Raw genomic sequence first — 21,289 nt, forward strand, 5'->3', positions numbered from 1 at the left:
ACGATGGCCACTCCTCCCCCGGACGACCTCTCCCCCGACGGGTGACGTCCGAGTAGCCATTTCCCTACGCGGAGTGGACAGGGTTCCCCGGGACCGGTGACCCCGGCGCCGGGCGGATGCGGACGAGGAGCGACGGGACATGGACGAGCGTGGGGGGCGGCACGCGTGGTTCGACGAGGGTGGCCGGTTCGACGAGCCCGCCGAGGTCACCGGCACGCTGCTCGTCCCGCCGACCGTCCCTCCGCCGGCGATGCCCGGTGAGCTCGGGTCGCACGACGACGGACCGGAGGCCACCGGCGAGCGATGGATCGAGCTCGTGCCGGCGCCCCGGCGGCCCGTGGACGACCTGCCGCCCGTCCCGGTGCAGGAGGAGCCGCGCCACACCGACGGCATCCCCGTCACGGAGATCCTCGCGCGGCTGACCGGCCCCCAGCCGGTGGTCGAGCCGGTCGTCGAGCCGGCCGCCGAGCGGACCGACGCCCCCGCGGCGGAGCCCGACCTCGGGCCGCCCACCGGGCCGCACTTCTTCGCGGACCTCGAGGACGAGACCGAGGACGACGCCGAGGCCCTCGCCTTCGCCGCGGCGCTCGAGGCCGTGGAAGCCGACCTGGCGCGTCAGCAGGCCGCGGCAGCGCGCCGGGACCACCCCGCGACCGCCGGCTCCGGCACGACCGCCTCCCGGCGTCCCCGCGGCGCGGCGGTGCGCCCGCAGCCCACCCCCGGCCGGACGGCGCGCCGCCGCACCAACCCGTTCGGCCGCGGACGGGGACGCGCGCTGGGTGCCAGCACCGGCGCGTTCCTGGTCGCCGGCACCATCGCGAGCCTCGCCGGCATGCCGCTGCCCGACCTGCCGATCGAGGACGTGCCCTACCCCGGCGACCCGGTGGCGCTCCCGCCCGGGCTCGCGCAGGTCCCGGGCCTGCCCGGGGCGCCCGGCTCCACCGCCGGCCTCCCCGGTGCCGGCGGGGCCCCCGGCATCGTCCTCAGCGCCTCGGTCAGCGACCTCGGGCTCGGCCCCCTGGGCGGCACCGCAGGCCCGGCGGGCAGCGGGACGGCCGCGGGTCGCGGGGCCCTCTCCGCCCCCGCCGGCGCGCTCCCCGGCGCCGCGGCACCGGGCGCGGGTGCGCCCGGTGCCGCCGGCGGAGGGCCGCCGGTCACCGGCGGGATCGGCGGTGGCGTCATCGGTGGCGGCACCGGCGGCGGGAACACCGGCGGCAACAACGGCGGCAACAACGGCGGCAACAACGGCGGCAACACCGGCGGCGGGCTGGTCGGCGGTGTCGGCGGCGTCGTGGGCGGCGTCGGGAACACCGTCGACGGCGCGGTCGGCGGCGTCGGGAACACCATCGGCGGCGTGACCGAGGGCCTCGGCACCACGATCACGGGGACCGGCCGGACCGTCACCGGGCTCGTCGGCGGCGTCGGGGACACCGTCGACGGCGTCGTCGGCGGCGTGGGCGGGGTCCTCGACGGCTCCGGGGCGACCCGCCCCGACCGGGGTCTCGTCGGCCAGGTCGGCACCCTCGTCGGCGACACCACCGGTGGTGTCGCCCGCGCCCTGCCCGCGCCCCTGGGCGCCCCGGTGGACGCCCTCGGCGGCACCCTGGGACACACGGTGGGCACGGTGCAGTCCCGCGTGGTCGGTCCGGTCGCGGTGATCGCGTCGGGAGCGGTCCGCGACACCGGCACCACGGTCGGGGGCACGCTGCGCTCCACCACCCATGAGGTCGTCACGCCCGCGACCGGCACCGTCACCGGCGCCGTCCGCGACACCGGCGCGACGGCCCGGTCCACCGTCCACACCGCCACCCGCGAGGTCGTCGAGCCCGCGGCGGAGACGGTGACGGGCACCGTCGACGAGATCGGCGAGTCCGCCGAGGACGTCCCGGTCGTCGGTCGCACGGCCTCCCGGGTCGTCGACGACACCACCGACGCGGTCGACGACACCGTCGAGAGCGTCTCCTCGACGGTCGACGACACGGGCGACGCGGTGGAGGACACGACGGACGCGGTCGGCGACACCGTGGACGACACCGTCGAGAGCGTCTCCTCCACCGTGGACGACACGAGCGACGCGGTGGAGGACACCACGGACGCCGTCGGCGACACGGTCGGTGGCCTCCTGGGCGGCGACGACTGAGCCGCACGGGCGGGGACGAGGGCGGCCGGACCCGCTCCCGGGCGCGTGGTCGTCACCCGGTCGGGACCTCTACTGTGACCCCCGTGGACTCGTGGACGGGGAGCGGCCGGTGAGCTCTCCCCGCGTGGTCGCCGGGCGGTATCGCCTCGAGGAGCGCATCGGCTCCGGGGCGATGGGCGTGGTGTGGCGCGGCACCGACGAGCGGCTGGGTCGCGTCGTCGCCGTCAAACAGGTGTTCCTGCACGCGGGCCTGGACGACCGCGAGGCCGAGGAGGTCCGCCAGCGCACCCTGCGCGAGGGCCGCATCGCCGCGCGCCTCCAGCACCCCCACGCGATCTCGGTGTTCGACGCCTCGATCGAGGGCGACGAGCCGTGGCTCGTCATGGAGTACCTGCCCTCGCGCAGCCTCGCGAACGTGCTCGGCGAGCAGGGCACGCTCGAGCCGCGCACGGTCGCGCGCATCGGGCGCCAGGTGGCCGACGCGCTGGACGCCGCCCACCAGGCCGGCATCGTCCACCGCGACGTCAAGCCCGGCAACGTCCTGCTCGGCGCCGACGGCACCGTCAAGATCACCGACTTCGGGATCTCCCGCGCCACCGGCGACCTCACGCTGACCCGCACCGGCATGCTCGCGGGCACGCCCGCCTACCTGGCCCCCGAGGTCGCCCGCGGCGACAACTCGACCACCGCGTCCGACCTCTTCTCCCTCGGCGCCACCCTCTACGCCGCCGTCGAGGGCATGCCGCCCTTCGGTGCCGACGACAACGCCCTCGCGCTCCTGCACTCGGTGGCGGCCGGGAAGGTCGTGCCGCCGGCGCAGGCCGGACCGCTGACGGCGCTGCTCATGCGGCTGCTGCGCGACGACCCCGGCGAGCGCCCGACCGCCGCCGAGGCCCGCCAGGAGCTGGGACGCATCGCGCACGCCGGCGGCCGGGCGGAGGAGCCGCTGGCCGACCTCGTCCCCCTCGGAGCACCGGGCCCGGGCGCGGGGTCCTCGGGGGCCTCCGTGCCGGAGGCGCGCCACTCGTCCGACCCGTGGATGCCCGCTCCGGGCCACGCCGGGGGTCCGGGGTCCGGTGGTCCGGGCTCCGGCGGTCCCGCGGGCCCGCCCACCCGCCAGGGCATGCCCGCCCCCGACGCCCCGTCGCGACGTCGCCCCTCCCGACGCCCCACGGCCGCGATCGTCGTGCTCGTCCTGCTCGTCGCCCTCGCCGCGGGCGGCATCGTCGGGGTCGCGCTGCTGTCGTCGTCGACCTCCGACTCCACCGGCGCGAGCGTCGCGGCACCGGGCACGGGCACGCCCGAGGACCCCCAGGCCGCCATGGTCGCCGCGGTCCGCGACTACTACGGCGTCGTCACCGGCAACGAGGCCGCGGGCTGGGCCCGCCTCGGCCCGAACCTGCAGTCGCAGGCGGGCGGCTTCGAGCGCTACCAGTCGTTCTGGACGACGATCGCGTCGGTGCAGGTCGTCGACGCCAGCGCCCTCGACGCCGACACCGTGCGGGCCACGCTCGATTTCGTGCCCGAGGGGCGTGAGCGGATCCGCGAGGTCCACGAGCTCGGCATGGTCCGCGGCCCCGACGGCCGCTGGCTCATCGACACCGACGAGAGCGTCGACGGCGCGAGCCCCCGCGCGGCCTCGACCGGTCTGAGCCTCGACGCCCCGCTCGCCGAGGCGGGGGCCCCGGCGGCCCCGTCGCCGGCCACCCCGTCACGCGTGGCCGAGGACCGGTCGCACTCCGGGGAGGGCCACGGCGGCGACGACGGTGACGACGGCGAGGGCGACGACCACGGCGGCGACGACTCGAGCGGCCACGGCCCCGGGCACGACTCCGGGCACGACGACGGCGGCCACGGCGAGGGCTGACCCCCCCCCTCAGACCAGCCGGCGGTCGCTCGCCCAGCGCGAGAGCTCGTGGCGGTTCGACGACTGCGTCTTGCGCAGGACGCTCGACACGTGGGTCTCGACGGTCTTCACCGAGATCACCAGCTCGGCTGCGATCTCCTTGTACGACCAGCCGCGCGCCAGCAGCCGCAGGACGTCACGCTCGCGGCGGGTGAGCTGGTCGAGCTCCGGGTCGACGACGCCGGTGGCCCCCGGACGGTCGGCGAACGCGTCGAGCACGAACCCCGCCAGCCGGGGCGAGAACACCGCGTCGCCGGCGCGCACGCGCACGACGGCGTCGGCGAGCTCGCGCCCGGAGATCGTCTTGGTGACGTAGCCCCGGGCGCCGGCGCGGATCACCGAGATGACGTCCTCGGCGGCGTCGGACACCGACAGCGCGAGGAACACGACCTCCGGGTGGTCGGGCCGCGTCCGGGCCAGCACCGCCGCACCGCCGCCGTCGGGCATGTGCACGTCGAGCAGCACGACGTCGGGTGTGCGGTGGCCGATGACGGCGACGGCCTCGTCGACCGAGCCGGCCTCGCCGACGACGCTCACGGTGCGCCGCGCCAGGGACTCGAGCTCGGCGCGGACACCCCGACGGAAGAGCGCGTGGTCATCGACGAGGACGACGGTGACGGGCTCGTCCGTTCCACTCGCCGGCTCGGTCATCGGGACTCCTCCTGGGCGGTGGCGGGGGCGGGCGTGCCACGGCGGCCGCGGGGCAACACGAGGCCGACCTCGGTGCCCTCGCCGGGCGCGGTGCGCAGGCGCACGCGGCCCCCGTGGCGGGTCATGCGGTCGCGGACCGAGCCGGCGAGGCCACGGCGGTCCTCGGGCACGGCGTCGGGGTCGAACCCGCGGCCGCGGTCGCGCACGAACACCTCGACGACGTCCGGCTCGACCTCCACGTACACGTCGATCTCGTCGACGCCGGCGTGCTTGGCGGCGTTGACCATCGCCTCGCGCGCGGCGGCGACCAGCGCGGTGGTGTTCGGGTCGAGCTCGGTGTCGCCGACGACGACCGGCGCGACGCGGACCCCATAGGCGTCCTCGACCTCGCCGGCGGCCGTGGCCAGCGCGGCCGCGAGCGTCGCGTCCGTCGAGCCCGCGGGGCGCCCGGCGTCGCCGCCCGGAGGGCCGTAGAGCCACGCCCGCAGCTCGCGCTCCTGGCTGCGGGCGAGCCGGCGCACCTCGCGGCCCGCGACGTCCTCACCGGCCTGCTTCTGGATCAGCGCGAGGGTCTGCAGCACCGAGTCGTGCAGGTGCGCGGCGATGTCGGCGCGCTCCTGGCCCCGGATGCGCTCGCGGCGCTCGGCACCGAGCTCGCGGACGAGCCGCATCCACCACGGCACCGTGATGACGACGACGCCGGCGAGCGTGGCGAGCGCGGCGAGGACGCCGAACTGCACCTGGCCGAGGTCGACGTTGCCGAGCAGGAACACCGCGATGCCCATCGCCACGAGCAGCGCGCCGGCGAGGAGCCGCAGCAGCCCGAGGCGGCGCCCGACCAGCCAGCGCGACCGCCAGCCCGTCTCGCCCTCCACCGCCGTGCCCCCGGTGTCGGCCTCGCGCCACACCAGGGCGACACCGAGCACCACGACCACCAGCGGCCCGATGACCCAGCCCGAGAGCTGGCCACCGACCCCGGAGAGCACGAACGCGAGCAGCACGCCGAGCGTCGCGAGCCCGAGACCCTGGCGGCGCTCGCGGGACGGCACCTCGCGGCGCACCCCGCGCGGCTCGATGGGGCAGAAGAGCCAGAGCGCGGCGTAGGCGGCGAACCCGGCCCCCGCGGCGGCCACGAGCAGCACGAACACCAGGCGGACGCGCAGGACGTCGACACCGAGGTGGTCGGCCACCCCGCCGGTGACGCCCGCGATGACGGCGCCCTGCCGGCGGCGGCGGACGCGGTGGATCGCCGGCGTCCCGGTCGGCGGCGGCGCCGGGGCAGGGGCAGGCGTCGCCGCGGTCACCGGCGGCGCGCCGGTCCGCAGGGTCGTCGCCTCGTCCACGTCGACCATCGTCACACGTCACCACCCCTCGGGGGCCCCGGTGCGACCCCCGAGGTCCTCGGGGTCGCCTCGGGGACAGGACCGGGGTCGCTCCCGGATTCCCGGCGCCGCCCGCTCGCCCAGTGTCGGTGTCCACAGGGACCGCAGCGAGGAGGATGAGGGGCGATGACCAGTCCGGGGAGCAGTCCGGGACCGGGGTCACGGGCGCCGGCGGGAGCCGACGTCGGGGAGACCCTGCGCGAGATGTGGGCGACGCGCCCCGCGCGTCTCAAGGAGGACCGCAAGGTCGGCGGCGTGGCCGCGGCGATCGCGCGGCGCTACGCGATCGACCCGACGCTCGTGCGGGTCGCGTTCGTGGTGACGGCGTTCTACGGCTTCGGCCTGCTCGTGTACCTGGCCGGCATGCTGGTGCTGCCGCGGGTGGACGCGCAGGGACGCCGCGAGACGCCGGTGTGGGCGATCGTCGTCGGCACCCTGCTGGCGGTCGTCGCCGTCGTCGGGGCGTTCTCCGGGGATCTCGGCACCGTGATCGGCGTCCTCACCGTGCTGGGGCTGGTCTACGCGCTGCACCGCAGCCGCGGGCACCTGCGCGACCCGCAGCGTCCGGTGGGGGCGGCCCCGGGTGACGGGACGGCGACACCCGTCGACCCGGTCACCGGCGAGACGCCCCGGCCACCGTCCTGGGACCCCCTCGGCGCCGCGCCGTTCGCGTGGGACCTGCCCGAACCGCAGGCGCCGCCGGAGCCGAAGCCGCCGCGCTCGAAGCTCACGCCGCTGACCCTCGCCGCGGCCCTCGTCGCCGCCGCGGTCGTCGCGGGCCTGGGCCTGCTGGGCGTGCTCCCGCTCGGCGCCACCGCCGTGGTCGGCACCGCGCTGGCCGTCGTCGGGGCGGGCCTGGTCCTCGGCGCCTTCCGGCGACAGGGACGCAGCCTCATCGTGGCCGCCGTGCCGCTCGCGCTGGTCCTCGTGGCCGCCGCCAACGGCGGGGGCGACGGCCGGGGCGGCGCGCCCTGGGGCGACGGCGCCCCGTGGGGCGACGGCGCCCCCTGGGATCGCCCGGGCGCGGTCCAGACCCTCGGCGACGCGCAGTGGCGACCCGCGGCGAACGCCGTCGCGCCGGCCTACGAGACGGCGTACGGGGACGCGGAGCTCGACCTGCGCGGTCTGGTCGCCGCGGCGGCCCCGGTGCGCACCCAGGTGCAGAGCGGCGCCGGCGACGTCACCGTGATCGTGCCGCAGAACGCCGACGTGACCGCGAACTGCACGAGCGGCGGCGGCGACGCCGACTGCCTCGGGCAGCAGGGCGAGGGTGGCGTCGGCCCCGTGACCGACCTCGGGCCGGACGGCCCCGGGGGGCCCGTGATCGACCTGCAGGCCGTCAGCGGCGGCGGGGACGTGGAGGTGCGCCGTGGATGACAGGACCCCTGACCAGCCCTACACCGTCCACCGCGACGTGGACGTGGTCGACGACTCCCCGGAGGAGTCGGCGCCCGCCCCGCGGCCCGGGCCCGACCCGCTCGGCCTCGTCGCCGGGCTGACCGCGATCGTCATCGCGGTCCTCGCCCTCACCGGTGCCCTCGCGAGCGTCGACCCGCGCTGGGTGCTCGTGATCGGCGCGGTCGGCGTCGGCACCACCGTCCTCTGGATGACGCTGCGCCGCCGGTCCTGACCCGCCCCAGAACGACTACTGGCTGGTATCTCTCGCTGAGCGAGAGATACCAGCCAGTAGTGCGTTGCGGGTCAGCTGTGGCAGTGCCCGTTCGACGACGGCGGCACGTCCAGCGTGGGGTTGCGGTCGAAGAACCCGACGGGCATCAGGCGGAAGCCCGCGTGGTCGACGGGCATGATCGGCCAGTCCTCCGGGCGCGGCACGTGGGTCAGCCCGAAGGTGTGCCACAGGACGACGTCGGCGCCCTGGCCGCCCTCGTCGAGGGACCGGTCGGCCGCGGTCCAGGTCGGGAGGCCGGCGCCGCCCGCGTGCTGGTTGACGAAGTCGCCGGCGGGATAGCGCTCGTCGCTGTCGTACGCGGTGACCCAGAGGTGCCGGGTCGCGAAGGCGGCCCGGCCAGCGACGACGGAGCTCGGGTCGGCGAGCAGCGTCGGGCTCCCCTCGGCCTGCAGCGCGTACCCGACCGGACGGCCGTGGCGGTTGGTCGACCCCGGGTTGACCACCTGCCACGTGCGTCCCCGGCCCGGGTCGGCGACGCGCTGGGCGTCGGCCTCGCTGGTCAGCCGCGTGCGGGACTCGGTGAAGGCGTTGCCCCAGGGATTGCCCTCCCCCATCGGGAGCGCGACGGCCTCGCACTCCTCCACGACGTTGCGCGTCCCGTCGACGGCCATGTCGAGGCGCGCCGAGAACAGGTGCTGGTGGTAGGGCAGCCCGAGCCCCGAAGCCACCTGCGTGGCGTACGGGTGCCCCTCGGACGGATAGGCCGAGGTGAACGGGATGCCGGTCAGCTTCGACTCGCACGCGATCGTGCCGTCGAGGTAGAGGTACCAGTAGAACCCGTAGTCGTAGTTGCCGATCGTGGTGAAGAACGAGATCACCATGCGGCGCTGCCGGCGGGTCTCCTGCGCGTTGGTGAACAGGTCGAAGTGCTTCCAGAGGACGCCGTAGTCCTCCTCGTGCAGGCAGATCGCGTTCGTGATCGTGCGCGGCGAGCCGTCGTCGTCGGCCACCACGACGTCCATGTAGGTGATCTCGCCGAGGCAGTCGCAGCCGAGCTCGAGCGAGTTGGCGTAGCGGGCGAACATGTACTCGCCGGCGTCGAAGTAGTTCTGCCAGAACCGCACCGGCGACGGGTCGGCGTAGGGCACGACCATCTCGGCGATCGACGCCCGGTAGACCACGGGTCGGCCGTGGATGCCGATCTGGTGCAGGGTCAGGCCCTCGCGCTCGTTGAACCCGACGCGCAGGTCCCAGCCCTCCCACTGCAGGCGGTTGCCCTCGAGGGAGAAGCTGACGCCCTCGGGCTGGGTGATCTCGATCGGCTTCAGCGTCGTGCGCTGCGGCCCGACCTGCTCGGGGTCGTCGAAGTTGCCGGGCTCGTCGGGCACCGGCAGCGGCGCGTGGTCGATCACGCGGGTGACCTCGCGGCGGGTCAGGTCGACGTAGGCGACGACACCGTCCACCGGGTGGGCCCAGGGCGAGTCCTTCTCGTGGTCCTGGCGGAACCCGAGCACGCGCGCCATGCGGTGCCCGGTCTCCTCGGGGTAGTAGGCACCGGCGGAGAGCGGTACCGCGCGGACCGTGGCCGGGTCGATGTCGCGGCGGCGCAGCGCGTCGCACCACTCCTGGGACGCGAGGACGATCTCCTCCATGATCTCGAACTCGGAGTCGATGATCGGGAGCTGGCCGCTGGTGGCCGGGTCGAGCTCGACGGCCGAGTCGATCTCGCGCCGGGAGGCCGAGACGACGACGTCGCGCGAGGGCCCGCCGCTCATGTCGAGCAGCAGGACGCGGAAGCGCCGGTCGACGCGGTCCCCCTCGGTGAACGCGAGGACGTCGGCCTTGGCGGGTTCCTCGAGGCCGGCGAAGCAGTAGCGGACGGCGTCGCCGAGCAGGCCGGCGCCGTCGAGGACCTCGCGGACGGCGAGGAACTCCTCGGTCGTGGCCAGGTCGAGCGGGTGGGTGGCGGCGCCGGTGTCGACGTCCGCGGGGGCCGTGGCGGTCATGCGGGCGGTCCTCCTGTCGTGGGGGATGTCGGGTCGGGTCGCGGACTAGACGTTCTCGCGCGGCGTGTCCCCGGGGACACCGCCGGGCGTCACGGAATCGGTTCCGGACGTTTCGGACAGCGCCGGGATCGCTGCGGCCGGTCGCCGGACGAGCGCCACCACGACGCCCGCGAGGAACACGACGACGAGCACGGCGCCGATCGCGAGGGCGAGCCCGGTGGAGCCGCCGATGAGCGTCGGGAAGTTCCGGATCGTCAGCGCGAGGCAGACGAGCAGGCCGATCAGGCCCAGCGCCGGGGCGATGCGGGTGTGCCACACGCGCCGGTCGACGCGGCTGCGGGCGAAGAACGCGAGCACGGCGACGCAGGTCAGCACCATCAGCAGGAGGATGCCGAGCGTCGCGGTGCCGGCCATCCAGGCGAAGACCTGGGCGACCGGGTCGAGCCCGGCGGCCGCGAACACGACCACGAGCGCCGCCGCGAGGACCGTCTGGGTCAGCGACGCGACGTGCGGCGAGCCGTGGCGGGCGTGGGTGCGGGCGACGGCGCCGGGGAACGCCCCGTGGCCGCCGAGCGCGTACCAGTAGCGCGCCGCCACGTTGTGGAACGCGAGGATCGCGGCGAAGAGGCTCGTGACCAGCAGGATCGTGACGAGCAGACCGCCGGCCGGGCCGAGCCAGTTCTCGAACGTCGTGAGCAGGAACGTGGCAGGGTTGGCGGCGGACTCGGCGACGGCGGCCTCGTCGCCCCAGGCGGAGACGATCGCCCACGTCGACACCGCGTAGAACACGCCGACGATCACGAGCGCGAGGTAGGTGGCGCGCGGGATGGTGCGCTGCGGGTCGCGCGCCTCGTCGCGGAACACCGCGGTCGCCTCGAAGCCGATGAAGCTCGCGATCGCGAACATGATCGCGATGCCGACCTCGCCGGAGGCCACCTGCACGGGGTCGAACAGGGCGGTCGAGAGCCCCTGGTCGCCGCCGCCGCTGGCGAACACGACGACGTCGAGCACCAGCACGATCGCGATCTCGGCGAGCAGCAGCACGCCGAGCACGCGGCTGGAGAGCTCGATGTGGCGGTAGCCGAGCACGCCGACGATGGCGACGACCGCGAGCGTCCACACCCACCACGGCACGCTGGGCCCGCCGAGGCTCGCGACGAGCTCGTCGATCGCCGCGCCGATGTAGCCGTAGACCGCGGCCTGGACGGCGGTGTAGGTGGCGAGCGCGAGGAAGGCCGCCCCGAGGCCGAGGGGGCGCCCGAGGCCGTGGCGGATGTAGGTGAAGAAGGCACCGGCGTCGGGGACGTGCGGGCTCATGGCGCAGAAGCCCACCGCGAACAGCAGGAGCACGACGGCGCACAGCACGAACGTCATGGGGAACGCGGCGCCGTTGCCGGCGCCGACGCCCAGCGGGATCGTGCCGGCGATGACGGTCAGCGGCGCCGCGGCGGCGATGACCATGAAGACGATCGAGCCGACCCCGAGCTTGCCGGTGAGGCGCGTCGCGGGAGCGGGTGCGGTGGGTTCTGGGGGCGCGGCCATGGCGACTCCCGGGGAATCGGAGAACGGGGGGACCGAGAAAATGTCGCGGGTCACGTTTGCCGAGCCGTTCCCGCGGGGTCAACCCCTCGTTGAGCTGCGCGGGGCGTCACGAGATCCGGACTCCCAATTCACCCGGGCGCTGACCTGGGGTGTTCTCCGAACGGAGACCGGGGGCCGCCATTCTTCGTGCCGAACGAGAATGCGCCGTGGCCGATTCTCGTTCGGCGATCCGGAGTGCTTCGCGTGGCGGCGTCCGGGCTCTACGGTGTCGGCGTGACACGGATCCCGGGGCTGCGCTCGCGCTCCCCCGTGGCGGGCCTGGACCGCCGGGCGCTGCGGCCGCTCGGGGTGTTCGCGCAGTCGGTGGCGACCACCGCCCCCGCGGGCGCGATGGCCTCGACGCCCCTGCTCGTCATCGCCGTCGCGGGTCGCGGGGCGCCGTGGTCGTTCGCGATCGCGGCGGTCGTCGTCGGGCTGGTCGCCGCGTGCATCACGGCGTTCGCGCGACGGATGGCGGCCGCCGGCGGCCTGTACAGCTTCACCGCCAAGGGCCTCGGCCCCGGGGGCGCGTACGCGTGCGCGGCGGCGATGATCGTCGGATACGGGGTGCTCGTCGCCGTCGCCCTGGCCGGGGCGTCGTGGTACGGCGGCGCGCTGGTCGCGCGCCTGGTGTCGGGGTCCGCGACGGTCGCCGCCGGGGCCGGTGTCGTCCTCGTCGTCGTGCTGGCGATCACCGCCGCGGTCTGCGCGATCCGCGGGGTGCGCCTGGCCGGGCGGGTGATGCTGGTGATCGAGGCCGTGTCGATCGGCCTCATCCTCGCGGTCCTCGTGGCGCTCGCCCTCACCACCGCCCCGAGCGTGCCGCCCCCGCCGGTCGACGGCGGCGCGGGCGGGATCGCGGTCGGCGTGCTCCCCGCGCTCGCGGCCTTCATCGGCTTCGACAGCGCCGCCGCCCTGGGCGTGGAGGCCCGGCGGCCCTACGCGTCGGTCCCCCGGGCCATCGTCGCCACCGCGGCGGTGGCCGCCGTGCTCTACCTCGTCGCGACCCTCGTCGTCCTCGCGGCGCCCGGGGCCACCGAGGGGGCCACGAGCCCGCCGACGGGCCTGGCGGGCGACGACATCGGCTGGGCCTCGGTGCTCATGGACCTCGGCATCGTCGCCTCCTTCGGCGCCTGCGCGCTGGCGGCGCTCAACACGCTGGTGCGCGTGCTGTTCTCGCTGGCCCGCGAGGGCGTGGCGCCGGCCGTGCTGGGACGGACCCACCGGCGCCACCTCACGCCGGCGGTGGCCGTCGCGGTCTCGGTGCCCGTCCTCTCCGCCGTCGTGGTGGTCGGCACCGTCGCCGGGGTGCCGCCCGCGACGGTGTTCGGCGCGCTCGTGTCGGTGGCGACGCTGGGCTTCCTCGCGGCGTACCTGCTCGTCTGCGTCGCCGCGCCCCGCTTCCTCGCGCGGATCGGCGAGCTGACCCGCGGGATCGTGGTGGCCTCGGTGCTGGCGTCGGCGGCGCTCGTCGCCACCGTCGTCGTCGTCCTGGTGCACGCGGGCGCCGCGCTGCTGGTCACCGTGGCCGCGCTCGTCGCCGTCGGGGTCGGCGGGTGGTTCGTGCTGCGGCGACGCCGCGGCGCCGCCCTGCGCGGGATGGGCGTCTACGACGAGACGACCACCGCCGACGTGCTCGCCGCCCCCACGACCACACCGCCGCGGTGACCTCGCCGATCAGTGGTCGCCAGCCCCAGGCGGTGCGCAGCGCGCTGCTCATCCTCGAGGAGGTCGCGGCCGCGGGCGTCGGGATCACCGCCAAGGAGATCTCGACGGCCCTGCGGATCCCGCCGGCCACGACCTACCGGCTGCTCAACCTGCTCGTCGCCGAGGAGTACCTCGTGCGCCTGCCCGACCTCGGCGGCTTCGCCCTCGGCCGGCGCAGCGCGAACCTCGCCCCGCTCCCGCTGGCGACACCGACCGCCGCGCGCAGCGTGATGCGGCGCCTGCGCGAGCGCGTGCGGTGGGGCGCGCACCTCGTCGCGTTCGACCGCCACCGGCTGCAGTTCCTCGACCCGGACCCCGACCACCCGCCGACCGACGCCGACGAGCTCTCCCGCCACCTGCACGCGAGCGGGCTCGGTCGCCTCCTGCTCGCCGAGCACGAGCTCCCCGACGGCCCCCTGACCCGGCTGACCCCGCACACCACCGTCGACCGGGAGCGGCTGCGCGCGCTGCTCGGCTCGGTGCGCGAGACGGGGTTCGCGCGCCAGTGCGGGGAGTTCCACGCCGCGCTGGGCTGCCTCGCCGTCGCGATCCGCGCCCCGGGCGACGGGCGCCTCGTCGCGGGCCTCGCCCTCACCGGCCCGGCCGAGCGCGTCGCGGCCCCCAACGCCGAGCTGATCGACCTCCTGCGCGAGCACGGCACCGAGCTGGCCCCGCTCCTGGCCTAGCGAGGTCGTTGCCAGCGATGCGGCTTTCCTGGCGTCCCACGCCAGGATCGCCACATCCTCGCTCGCGCGACGCGCCGGGGTGGTTCACGACGCACGGGGTGTGTCAGCCTGGCGGCCACGCTGACGATTCGACTCTGCACGCCGATAGGGTCAGGAAAGCCCCCACGATCATGAGCCGGCGTGCCTCGACGATCACGGCGCGCCGGCGGCGATCACCGGCACCGGCGCCGGCACCTCGACGCGGTTGCGCCGCCCCGCGTAGCGGGGGAAGCCCGGGATGCGGGCGAGGGTCCGCAACGCCGTCGGCGGCCCGGCGTCACCGCTCGCGATGCGCTCGGCCGCGAGCCGTTCGGTGCGCACCTGGGCCTGCTGCTCGCGCTCGACGCCCGGACGGCGGGCCGCCTCGAGCCCCGCCGCGGCGTCGTCGAGCTGCCCCGGGTCGGGCGGCGTGCGGCGCAGCGGCCCGACGAGCCGGTTCGCCAGGTCGGCCGCGTCGGCGAGGGCGAGGTTGATCCCGTTGCCACCCACCGGGGAGACGACGTGCGCCGCGTCGCCCAGCAGCACGAGCCCCGGGCGCGTCCAGCGCTCCACGGTCGTGATCCGCACGGGCAGCAGCGTCAGGTCGGCGACGTCGTGCAGGTCGTCCAGCCGCCCGGCGAGCCACGGCAGCGCCCCGACGGCGGCATCGCGCAGCGCGCCCACCCCCCGCTCGCGGACCTGCGCCAGCGACCCCGCGCGGATCGTCCACCCGAGCTGCCAGTCGCCACCCTGGTCGAGCAGCGCGACGCTGCCCGTCGGCGTGCCGAACAGGTCGAGCCCGGAGTACGACGGGTCCTCGGCGCGGCGAGGGAGGGCGTGCCAGAGGATGTCGAGGCTCGCCCCGAGCTCGGTGGCCGCCAACCCGGACGCGGCCCGGACCTTGGAGTTGCGTCCGTCGGCGCCGACGACGAGCGCCGCGTCGAGCTCGTGCTTCGCGGCCTCGACCGTGTACTCGACGCCGCTGACCCGGCCGGCGCCGTCGTGACGCAGCCCCGAGAATCGGGCCCCCATGCGCACCTCGGCGCCGTGCGCCCGGGCCCGCGCGGCGAGCCAGGGCAGGAACTCCGCCTGCGGGATCAGCGCGTAGAAGGGGAAGCGGCTGCTGGCGCCGCGGTAGTCGACGAGGGTCCAGGTGCGCTCGGCGGTGTGCCAGCGGAAGGCGTCGGAGCGGGTGTGGGGCACCTCGTCGAGCAGCGGGCCGGCGAGGCCGAGCGTGTCGAGGTACTCGAGGACCCCCGGCGCGAGCGTGTCGCCCCGGAAGCGGCGGGCGAAGTCGTGGCGCGACTCGAGCAGCGTCACCGACGCTCCGCCGCGCGCGAGCAGGTAGGTCAGGAGCACCCCGCCGGGTCCGCCGCCGACGACCACCACGTCACTCATGCGGCCACGATACCTCTCGATGATGGAGATATCTGCGGATCGGGCGAGAGGCCTTGACCATGCCCCGACGGCACGGTGCGCAATGCGGAGCAGCCGACGATCGGCAACCCCGGGAGGACACCGTGCACGACATCGACGCGGAGATCGCCGCCGTCATCGACCGACTCCGGCGGCTGCGCGCCGAGATCCAGCGGGCGCTGCGTGCCGCGACCGATGATCGGAGTGGAGCTACGGACACTGAACGTCAGCGGAGCCACTCCGCCGACACGAGCACCTAGAGCTTGCGGAGTCGCAGGAGGGCGTCGGCGAGGATCTCGTCGCGCTTGCAGCACGCGAAGCGGACCTGGGTCTCGACGCCCTCCGGGGAGGCGTGGAAGACCTGGTTGGGGACGGCCGCGACGCCGACGCGCTCGGGGAGCGAGCGGCAGAACTCCAGGGAGTCGGTGACGCCCAGCGGCGCCACGTCCGCGGTGACGAAGTAGGTCGCCTTGGAGTGGAACACCTCGAGGCCCAGCTCGCGCAGGCCGTCGGTGAGCAGGTCGCGCTTGCGGGCGAGGTCGTCGCCGAGGTGCGCGAGGCGGTCGTCGGGGAGCTCGAGGCCGGTCGCGATGCCGTGCTGCAACGGCGTGCCCGCCGCGAACGAGAACCACTGCTTGACGCCGAGCACCTTCGCGACGAGGTCAGCGGGCCCGGTCGCCCAGCCGATCTTCCAGCCGGTGACCGAGAACGTCTTGCCGCCCGAGCCGACGGTGATCGTGCGCTCGAACATGCCGGGCAGCGTCGCGATGGGGACGTGCACTCCTGCGTCGAAGACGAGGTGCTCGTAGACCTCGTCGGACAGCACGACCAGGTCGTGCTCGATCGCCACGTCGGCGATCGACTGCAGCTCGGCGCGCGAGAGCACCGCGCCCGTCGGGTTGTGCGGGGTGTTGAGCACGATCATCGTCGTGCGCGGGGTGACGGCCGCCCGCAGCGCCGCGGCGTCCAGGGCGTAGTCCGGCGCGTGGATCCGCACGGGCACGAGCGTCGCGCCGAGCAGTGCCGCCGTCGCCCCGTAGAGGTCGTAGTACGGCTCGAGCGCGATCACCTCGTCGCCCGGCGCGAGCAGCGCGGTCATCGCCGACGAGAGCGCCTCCGACGCCCCCGAGCACACGACGACTCCGCCGTCGGCCGCGACGTCGAGCCCGTACCAGCGGCGCTGGTGGTCGGCGATCGCCGTGCGCAGCGACGGGATCCCGACCGCCGGCGGGTACTGGTTCCAGCCCTTGTGCATCGCGGCGACCGCGGCGTCGACGACCTCGCGCGGGCCCGGGGTGTCCGGGAACCCCTGCCCGAGGTTGATCGCGTCGTTCTCGGCCGCCAGCCGGGACATCTCGCTGAAGATCGTCTCAGCCACGGTCAGGTCACTCCCACTCGATCGTCCCCGGCGGCTTGCTCGTCACGTCCAGCACGACCCTGTTGACCTCGGCGCACTCGTTGGTGATCCGCGTGGAGATGCGTTCGAGCACGTCGTAGGGCAGGCGCGTCCAGTCCGCGGTCATCGCATCCTCGCTGGAGACCGGGCGCAGCACCACCGGGTGCCCGTAGGTGCGGCCGTCGCCCTGCACGCCGACCGACCGCACGTCGGCGAGCAGCACCACCGGACACTGCCAGATCACCTCGTCCAGCTGCGCCGACGTGAGCTCCTCGCGGGCGATCGCGTCGGCCCGTCGCAGGGTGCTCAGCCGGGCGGCGTCGACGGCGCCGATGATCCGGATCGCGAGGCCGGGGCCGGGGAACGGCTGGCGGCGCACGATCGTCTCGGGCAGTCCGAGCTCGGCGCCGACGCGGCGCACCTCGTCCTTGAACAGCGCGCGCAGCGGCTCGACCAGTGAGAACTGCAGGTCGTCGGGCAGGCCGCCGACGTTGTGGTGCGACTTGATCGTCGCGGCCCCCGACCCGCCGCCGGACTCGACGACGTCGGGGTAGAGCGTGCCCTGGACGAGGAAGTCCGCCCCCTTGCCCTCGCTGACCGACCGGGCGGCGCCCTCGAAGGACCGGATGAACTCGCGTCCGATGATCTTGCGCTTCTCCTCCGGGTCGACGACGCCGTCGAGCTCGCGCAGGAAGGTCTCCGCGGCGTCGACGGTGACGAGGTCGACGCCGGTGGCGGCGACGAAGTCCCGTTCGACCTGCGCCCGCTCGCCCTCGCGCAGCAGGCCGTGGTCGACGAACACGCAGGTCAGGCGGTCGCCGATCGCGCGCTGGACGAGTGCGGCGGCGACCGCCGAGTCGACACCGCCGGACAGCCCGCAGATCGCGCGCCCGTCGCCGACCTGCTCCCGGATCGCCGCGACCGTCTCGTCGATGATGTTGGCGGTGTTCCAGTCGGCGGGGACGCCGGCGACGTCACGCAGGAAGCGGCGCAGTACCTCCTGGCCGTGCGGCGAGTGCCCGACCTCCGGGTGGTACTGGACGCCGGCGAAGCGCCGCGCGACGTCCTCGAACGCGGCCACCGGCGCGCCGGGCGACGACGCCGTCACCGTGAAGCCCTCCGGCGCCTTGGTCACGCCGTCGCCGTGACTCATCCACACCGGGTGGGCGTCGGGCAGCTCGGTGTGCAGGCGGCCCGGCTCGCCGGCGACCGACAGCTCGGTGCGCCCGTACTCGCGGTCGCCGGTGTGGGCCACCGTGCCGCCCAGCGCGCCGGCCATGAGCTGGAAGCCGTAGCAGATGCCGAACACCGGCACGCCCGCGTCGAACAGCGCGGGGTCGATGCTCGGCGCGCCCTCGGCGTACACGCTCGCGGGCCCGCCGGACAGCACGACCGCCGCCGGGTCCTTGGCGAGCATCTCGTCCACCGGCGTCGTGTGGGGCACGACCTCCGAGTAGACCTGCGCCTCCCGCACGCGGCGGGCGATGAGCTGCGCGTACTGCGCGCCGTAGTCGACGACGAGGACGGGGCGCTCCCCACTGGCGGTCACGCCGTCCATTGTCCAGGCGCGGCGCGAGCACGCCCCCTTGCCGTCTTAGTGTCGAAGACACTAGTGTCTTCGTCACCATGACTCAGCGCTCCGGACTCGCCCTCGCCGTCCTCGCCCTCGCCGCGGAGGAGCCCATGCACCCGTACCGGATGCAGCGGCTCCTGCGGGAGCGCGGCAAGGACCAGGTCGTCAACGTCGGGCAGCGCTCGCAGCTCTACAAGACGATCGACCGCCTGGTCCGCGACGGCCTGCTCGCCGCGCAGGCCACCGAGCGCGAGTCCGCCCGCCCCGAGCGCACCGTCTACGCGGTCACCGACACCGGTCGCGAGCTGGCGGTCACGTGGACGCTGGACATGCTCACCGCGCCCCGCCACGAGTTCGCCGAGTTCACCGCGGCCCTGTCGTACCTGCCCCTGCTCGACATCGAGGTCGCCGCCGACGCGCTGGCCCTGCGCCTGTCCGACCGGCGCGGCGAGCTCGAGCGGGTGCGCCGCGACCTCGAGGGGGCGCCCGCGTTCCTGCCGCGGATCGTCGTGATCGAGGCCGAGTACGCCATCGCGCACCTCGAGACCGACGTCGCCTGGATCGCCGCCCTGCTCGACGACCTCCGCTCCGGCGCCCTCACCTGGGATCGCGCCGAACTGACCGACATCGCACGCCGGGCGGACCCCGGTGGGGAGGACACCTCATGAAGGTCATCGTCATCGGCGCGGGCACCGGCGGGATGTGCCTCGCGCACGGCCTGCGGAACGCGGGCATCGAGGTCGCCGTCCACGAGCGCGACCGCACCCGCACCAGCGGGCTGCACGGCTACCGCGTCGGCATCTCGCCCAACGGCGCCCGGGCACTCAAGGCCTGCCTGGACCCGGAGCTCTTCGCGACGTTCGTGGCCACCACGGCCGCGCCGTACACGACGCTCGCGATGCTCACCGAGCGGTACCGCACGCTGATCAGCATCGACTTCGCCGACCTGCCCCACACCAGCGGCGACCCCGAGGACAGCGAGCACAACGTCAGCCGGATGACCCTGCGCCAGGTGCTGTTCACCGGCATGGAGGACGTCATCACGTTCGACCGTCGCTTCACGCACTACACGCAGCACGACGACGGGCGCGTCACCGCGCACTTCGACGACGGGAGCACCGACACCGGCGACCTGCTCGTCGGCGCCGACGGCGCGAGCTCGCGCGTGCGCCGCCAGCACCTCCCGCACGCCACGCACACCGAGACCGGGCTGGTCGCGATCGGGGGCAAGACGCTGCTGACCCCGCGGTCCGAGGAGCTCGTCCCCGAGGCCGTCCGCCACGGCTTCGGCATGTACTTCGACCGCCGCGGCCAGTTCGGGATCACGCACATGGTCCGGATGCCCTACGGGAGCCGCAGCGACGACGAGCTGCTCGCCCGCTGGCCGGGCCTGCGCTTCGACAACACCACCGACTACGTGTCGTGGGCGATCACGACGTCACGCTCGATCGCGCCGGCCGATCTCCTCGAGCGCACCGGCAGCGACGCCCTGGCCCTGGCCGCCGAGCTCAGCGCCGGATGGGACCCGCGCTGGCTCGACCTCATCGCGACGGCCGACCCGGGCTCGACCGTGGCCCTGGGCATCCGCACCGCCGACCCCGTCCCGGCGTGGGCGCCGAGCACCGTGACGATGATCGGCGACGCGATCCACACCATGACCCCGGGTCGCGGGGCCGGCGCCAACACCGCGCTGCGCGACGCCCGCGAGCTGCGCGACCGCCTCGTCCGGGTGCGCGACGGCGAGATGGCGCTGCTCGACGCCGTCGGCGAGTACGAGGACCTCATGCGCCGCTACTCCTCGCTCGCCGTGCGCGAGTCGCTGGAGTTCATGAACGACAACGGCACCGCCCGCCGGCCCGTCATCGGCCCGCTGTCGGTGATGGCCCAGCGCACCGGCATGCGCGTGATCGACCGCATCCCGCCGGCGAAGCGCCGCATGGCCCGCGGGATGCAGAAGGTGCGCGACTCCGAGCTCGTGTGACCTTCGGTCTCGTGAGCACTTTCCGGGCCCATGGGCCCGGAAAGTGCTCACGTGTGAAGCATGAGCATCGTCGGGCCGGAGTCCACCTCGCTGCGGTGCCAGGGGATCTCCTCGACGGGGACGGCGAGCCGCAGCCCGGGTGCCCGGCGCGACAGCGCGGTCAGCGCCGCGGCCAGCTCCACCCGGGCCAGGGCGGCGCCCAGGCAGTGGTGCGGTCCGCGCCCGAAACCGAGGTGCGGGCCGGGGCGCCCGGGGCACAGCGCCTCGGGGTCGGCGAACCGCGCCGGGTCGTGGTTGGCGGCCTCGAGGCGCAACAGCACCTTCTCCCCCGCCGCGATGGCCACCCCGCCCAGCTCGAGATCGGCCTGAGCCCAGCGCGGGAACACCTCGACGCCGGCGCGGCGGACGAGCTCCTCGACCACCTCGGTGGTGTCGGACCGGGAGGCGAACGCGGCCAGCGCGTCCTCGCGCAGCAGGTGCACCACCCCCACCGCGAGCCCGCCCCGGATCGTGATCACGCCGGCCGCGAGCAGGGCCGTGACCAGCGCGACCAGCTCGCCGTCGTCGAGGCGCCCGTCGTCGGCGTCGCGGATCCCGACCAGCGCGGAGAGCAGGTCGTCAGCGGGTCGCTCGCGGGCGCCCGCCACCAGCTCGGACGTGAACCCCATGAGCGCGCCCCACGCCCGCTCGGCCTCCGCCAGCAGCGCGTGGTCGCTCGGGTCGGCCCGCAGGGCGTCGTCGACGAGGACGCGGAAGCGCGGGTGGTCCTCCAGCGCGACGCCGAGCAGCAGCCCGAGCGACCCGACCGCGAGCGGCCCGGCGACCAGGTCCACGAGGTCCGCCGGCCCCTCGTCGGCCGCCGTGACGAACGCGGCGACGTGCTCGTCGGCGAGCGCCTCGATCCGCGGCGCGAGCTCGGCGACCCGCCGCGGTGTGAACGCGCGCGCCACGAGCCGCCGCAGCCGGGTGTGCGCGGGCCCGTCCCGGAACAGCGACGCGCGCTCGTCGACGGGGACGCCGGGCGGGGTCAGGCCGAGCCGCGGGTCGGCGAGCCCGGCCGCGACCAGGTCGTGGGACGTCACGAGCCAGGCGGGGAGGCCGTCGGCGCCGACCACCCGCGACACGGGCTCGTGCTCCTGCAGCCACCGGTACCGCGCCGGCGGGGCCGTCGGGTCGTGCCGCTCGAGCGGCAGGGTCGTCGCCACGGGGACCTCCT

At 75.3% G+C, this 21,289-nt stretch carries 16 protein-coding genes; 8 read left to right on the forward strand and 8 right to left on the reverse strand.

Annotation, left to right across the window (positions count from 1 at the left end):
* Positions 1-139: 139 nt before the first annotated feature.
* Positions 140-2,140 carry a hypothetical protein gene (locus tag WCD41_RS17090; RefSeq protein WP_337714668.1) on the forward strand — a complete coding sequence of 667 codons (2,001 nt, stop codon included), beginning with the start codon at positions 140-142 and terminating at the stop codon, positions 2,138-2,140.
* A gap of 109 nt (positions 2,141-2,249) precedes the next feature.
* Positions 2,250-4,007: a serine/threonine-protein kinase gene (locus WCD41_RS17095; protein ID WP_337714669.1), complete on the forward strand. Its 1,758-nt coding sequence runs from the start codon at positions 2,250-2,252 to the stop codon at positions 4,005-4,007.
* 9 nt (positions 4,008-4,016) lie between these two features.
* Here WCD41_RS17095 and WCD41_RS17100 read toward each other — a convergent pair whose 3' ends face one another.
* Together WCD41_RS17100 and WCD41_RS17105 are read right to left on the reverse strand one after the other, a co-directional pair.
* Entirely contained in the window at positions 4,017-4,697 is a 681-nt protein-coding gene (locus WCD41_RS17100; protein ID WP_337714670.1) for a response regulator, read from the reverse strand.
* Entirely contained in the window at positions 4,694-6,049 is a 1,356-nt protein-coding gene (locus tag WCD41_RS17105; protein ID WP_337714671.1) for a PspC domain-containing protein, read from the reverse strand. The genes WCD41_RS17100 and WCD41_RS17105 overlap by 4 nt, the downstream gene beginning before the upstream one ends.
* Positions 6,050-6,205: 156 nt before the next feature.
* Here WCD41_RS17105 and WCD41_RS17110 point away from each other — a divergent pair, with 156 nt between their 5' ends.
* Together WCD41_RS17110 and WCD41_RS17115 are read left to right on the forward strand one after the other, a co-directional pair.
* A complete protein-coding gene (locus WCD41_RS17110) occupies positions 6,206-7,456 on the forward strand; it encodes a PspC domain-containing protein (protein WP_337714672.1) in 1,251 nt (416 codons plus the stop codon).
* Positions 7,449-7,709, forward strand: a complete 261-nt coding sequence (locus WCD41_RS17115) for a hypothetical protein (RefSeq protein ID WP_337714673.1) — start codon at positions 7,449-7,451, stop codon at positions 7,707-7,709. The genes WCD41_RS17110 and WCD41_RS17115 overlap by 8 nt, the downstream gene beginning before the upstream one ends.
* A 71-nt stretch (positions 7,710-7,780) precedes the next feature.
* Here WCD41_RS17115 and WCD41_RS17120 read toward each other — a convergent pair whose 3' ends face one another.
* Positions 7,781-9,715, reverse strand: coding sequence for a primary-amine oxidase (locus WCD41_RS17120; RefSeq protein WP_337714674.1), 1,935 nt, complete (start codon positions 9,713-9,715; stop codon positions 7,781-7,783).
* 45 nt (positions 9,716-9,760) lie between these two features.
* Positions 9,761-11,257, reverse strand: coding sequence for an APC family permease (locus tag WCD41_RS17125; protein WP_337714675.1), 1,497 nt, complete (start codon positions 11,255-11,257; stop codon positions 9,761-9,763).
* A gap of 273 nt (positions 11,258-11,530) precedes the next feature.
* Between WCD41_RS17125 and WCD41_RS17130 the strand changes: the two genes are divergently transcribed.
* Together WCD41_RS17130 and WCD41_RS17135 are read left to right on the forward strand one after the other, a co-directional pair.
* Positions 11,531-12,964, forward strand: coding sequence for an APC family permease (locus tag WCD41_RS17130; RefSeq protein ID WP_337714676.1), 1,434 nt, complete (start codon positions 11,531-11,533; stop codon positions 12,962-12,964).
* Positions 12,961-13,689, forward strand: coding sequence for an IclR family transcriptional regulator (locus WCD41_RS17135; RefSeq protein WP_337714677.1), 729 nt, complete (start codon positions 12,961-12,963; stop codon positions 13,687-13,689). Before WCD41_RS17130 ends, WCD41_RS17135 begins: the two co-directional genes overlap by 4 nt.
* 192 nt (positions 13,690-13,881) lie before the next feature.
* On the opposite strand, the gene WCD41_RS17140 is transcribed toward WCD41_RS17135, so the two are convergent.
* The 3 genes from WCD41_RS17140 to guaA all read right to left on the reverse strand — a co-directional run bounded on the left by WCD41_RS17140 (position 13,882) and on the right by guaA (position 18,068).
* Positions 13,882-15,105 (reverse strand): FAD-dependent monooxygenase, encoded by a 1,224-nt coding sequence (locus WCD41_RS17140; protein ID WP_337714678.1) that lies wholly within the window; start codon positions 15,103-15,105, stop codon positions 13,882-13,884.
* Between the two features lie 274 nt (positions 15,106-15,379).
* On the reverse strand, positions 15,380-16,501 hold the full coding sequence (locus WCD41_RS17145; RefSeq protein ID WP_337714679.1) for an aminotransferase class I/II-fold pyridoxal phosphate-dependent enzyme: 1,122 nt from the start codon (positions 16,499-16,501) through the stop codon (positions 15,380-15,382).
* A 7-nt stretch (positions 16,502-16,508) separates the two neighbouring features.
* Positions 16,509-18,068 carry a glutamine-hydrolyzing GMP synthase gene (gene guaA, locus WCD41_RS17150; RefSeq protein WP_337714680.1) on the reverse strand — a complete coding sequence of 520 codons (1,560 nt, stop codon included), beginning with the start codon at positions 18,066-18,068 and terminating at the stop codon, positions 16,509-16,511.
* A gap of 77 nt (positions 18,069-18,145) precedes the next feature.
* Between guaA and WCD41_RS17155 the strand changes: the two genes are divergently transcribed.
* Positions 18,146-18,760 carry a PadR family transcriptional regulator gene (locus WCD41_RS17155; protein WP_337714681.1) on the forward strand — a complete coding sequence of 205 codons (615 nt, stop codon included), beginning with the start codon at positions 18,146-18,148 and terminating at the stop codon, positions 18,758-18,760.
* Positions 18,757-20,073 (forward strand): FAD-dependent oxidoreductase, encoded by a 1,317-nt coding sequence (locus WCD41_RS17160; protein ID WP_337714682.1) that lies wholly within the window; start codon positions 18,757-18,759, stop codon positions 20,071-20,073. Before WCD41_RS17155 ends, WCD41_RS17160 begins: the two co-directional genes overlap by 4 nt.
* A gap of 47 nt (positions 20,074-20,120) precedes the next feature.
* On the opposite strand, the gene WCD41_RS17165 is transcribed toward WCD41_RS17160, so the two are convergent.
* Positions 20,121-21,278 (reverse strand): cytochrome P450, encoded by a 1,158-nt coding sequence (locus WCD41_RS17165; protein WP_337714683.1) that lies wholly within the window; start codon positions 21,276-21,278, stop codon positions 20,121-20,123.
* Positions 21,279-21,289 lie beyond the last annotated feature (11 nt).

It is taken from the genome of Actinomycetospora aeridis, assembly GCF_037400275.1.
In the GTDB taxonomy this organism is placed as follows: domain Bacteria; phylum Actinomycetota; class Actinomycetes; order Mycobacteriales; family Pseudonocardiaceae; genus Actinomycetospora; species Actinomycetospora aeridis.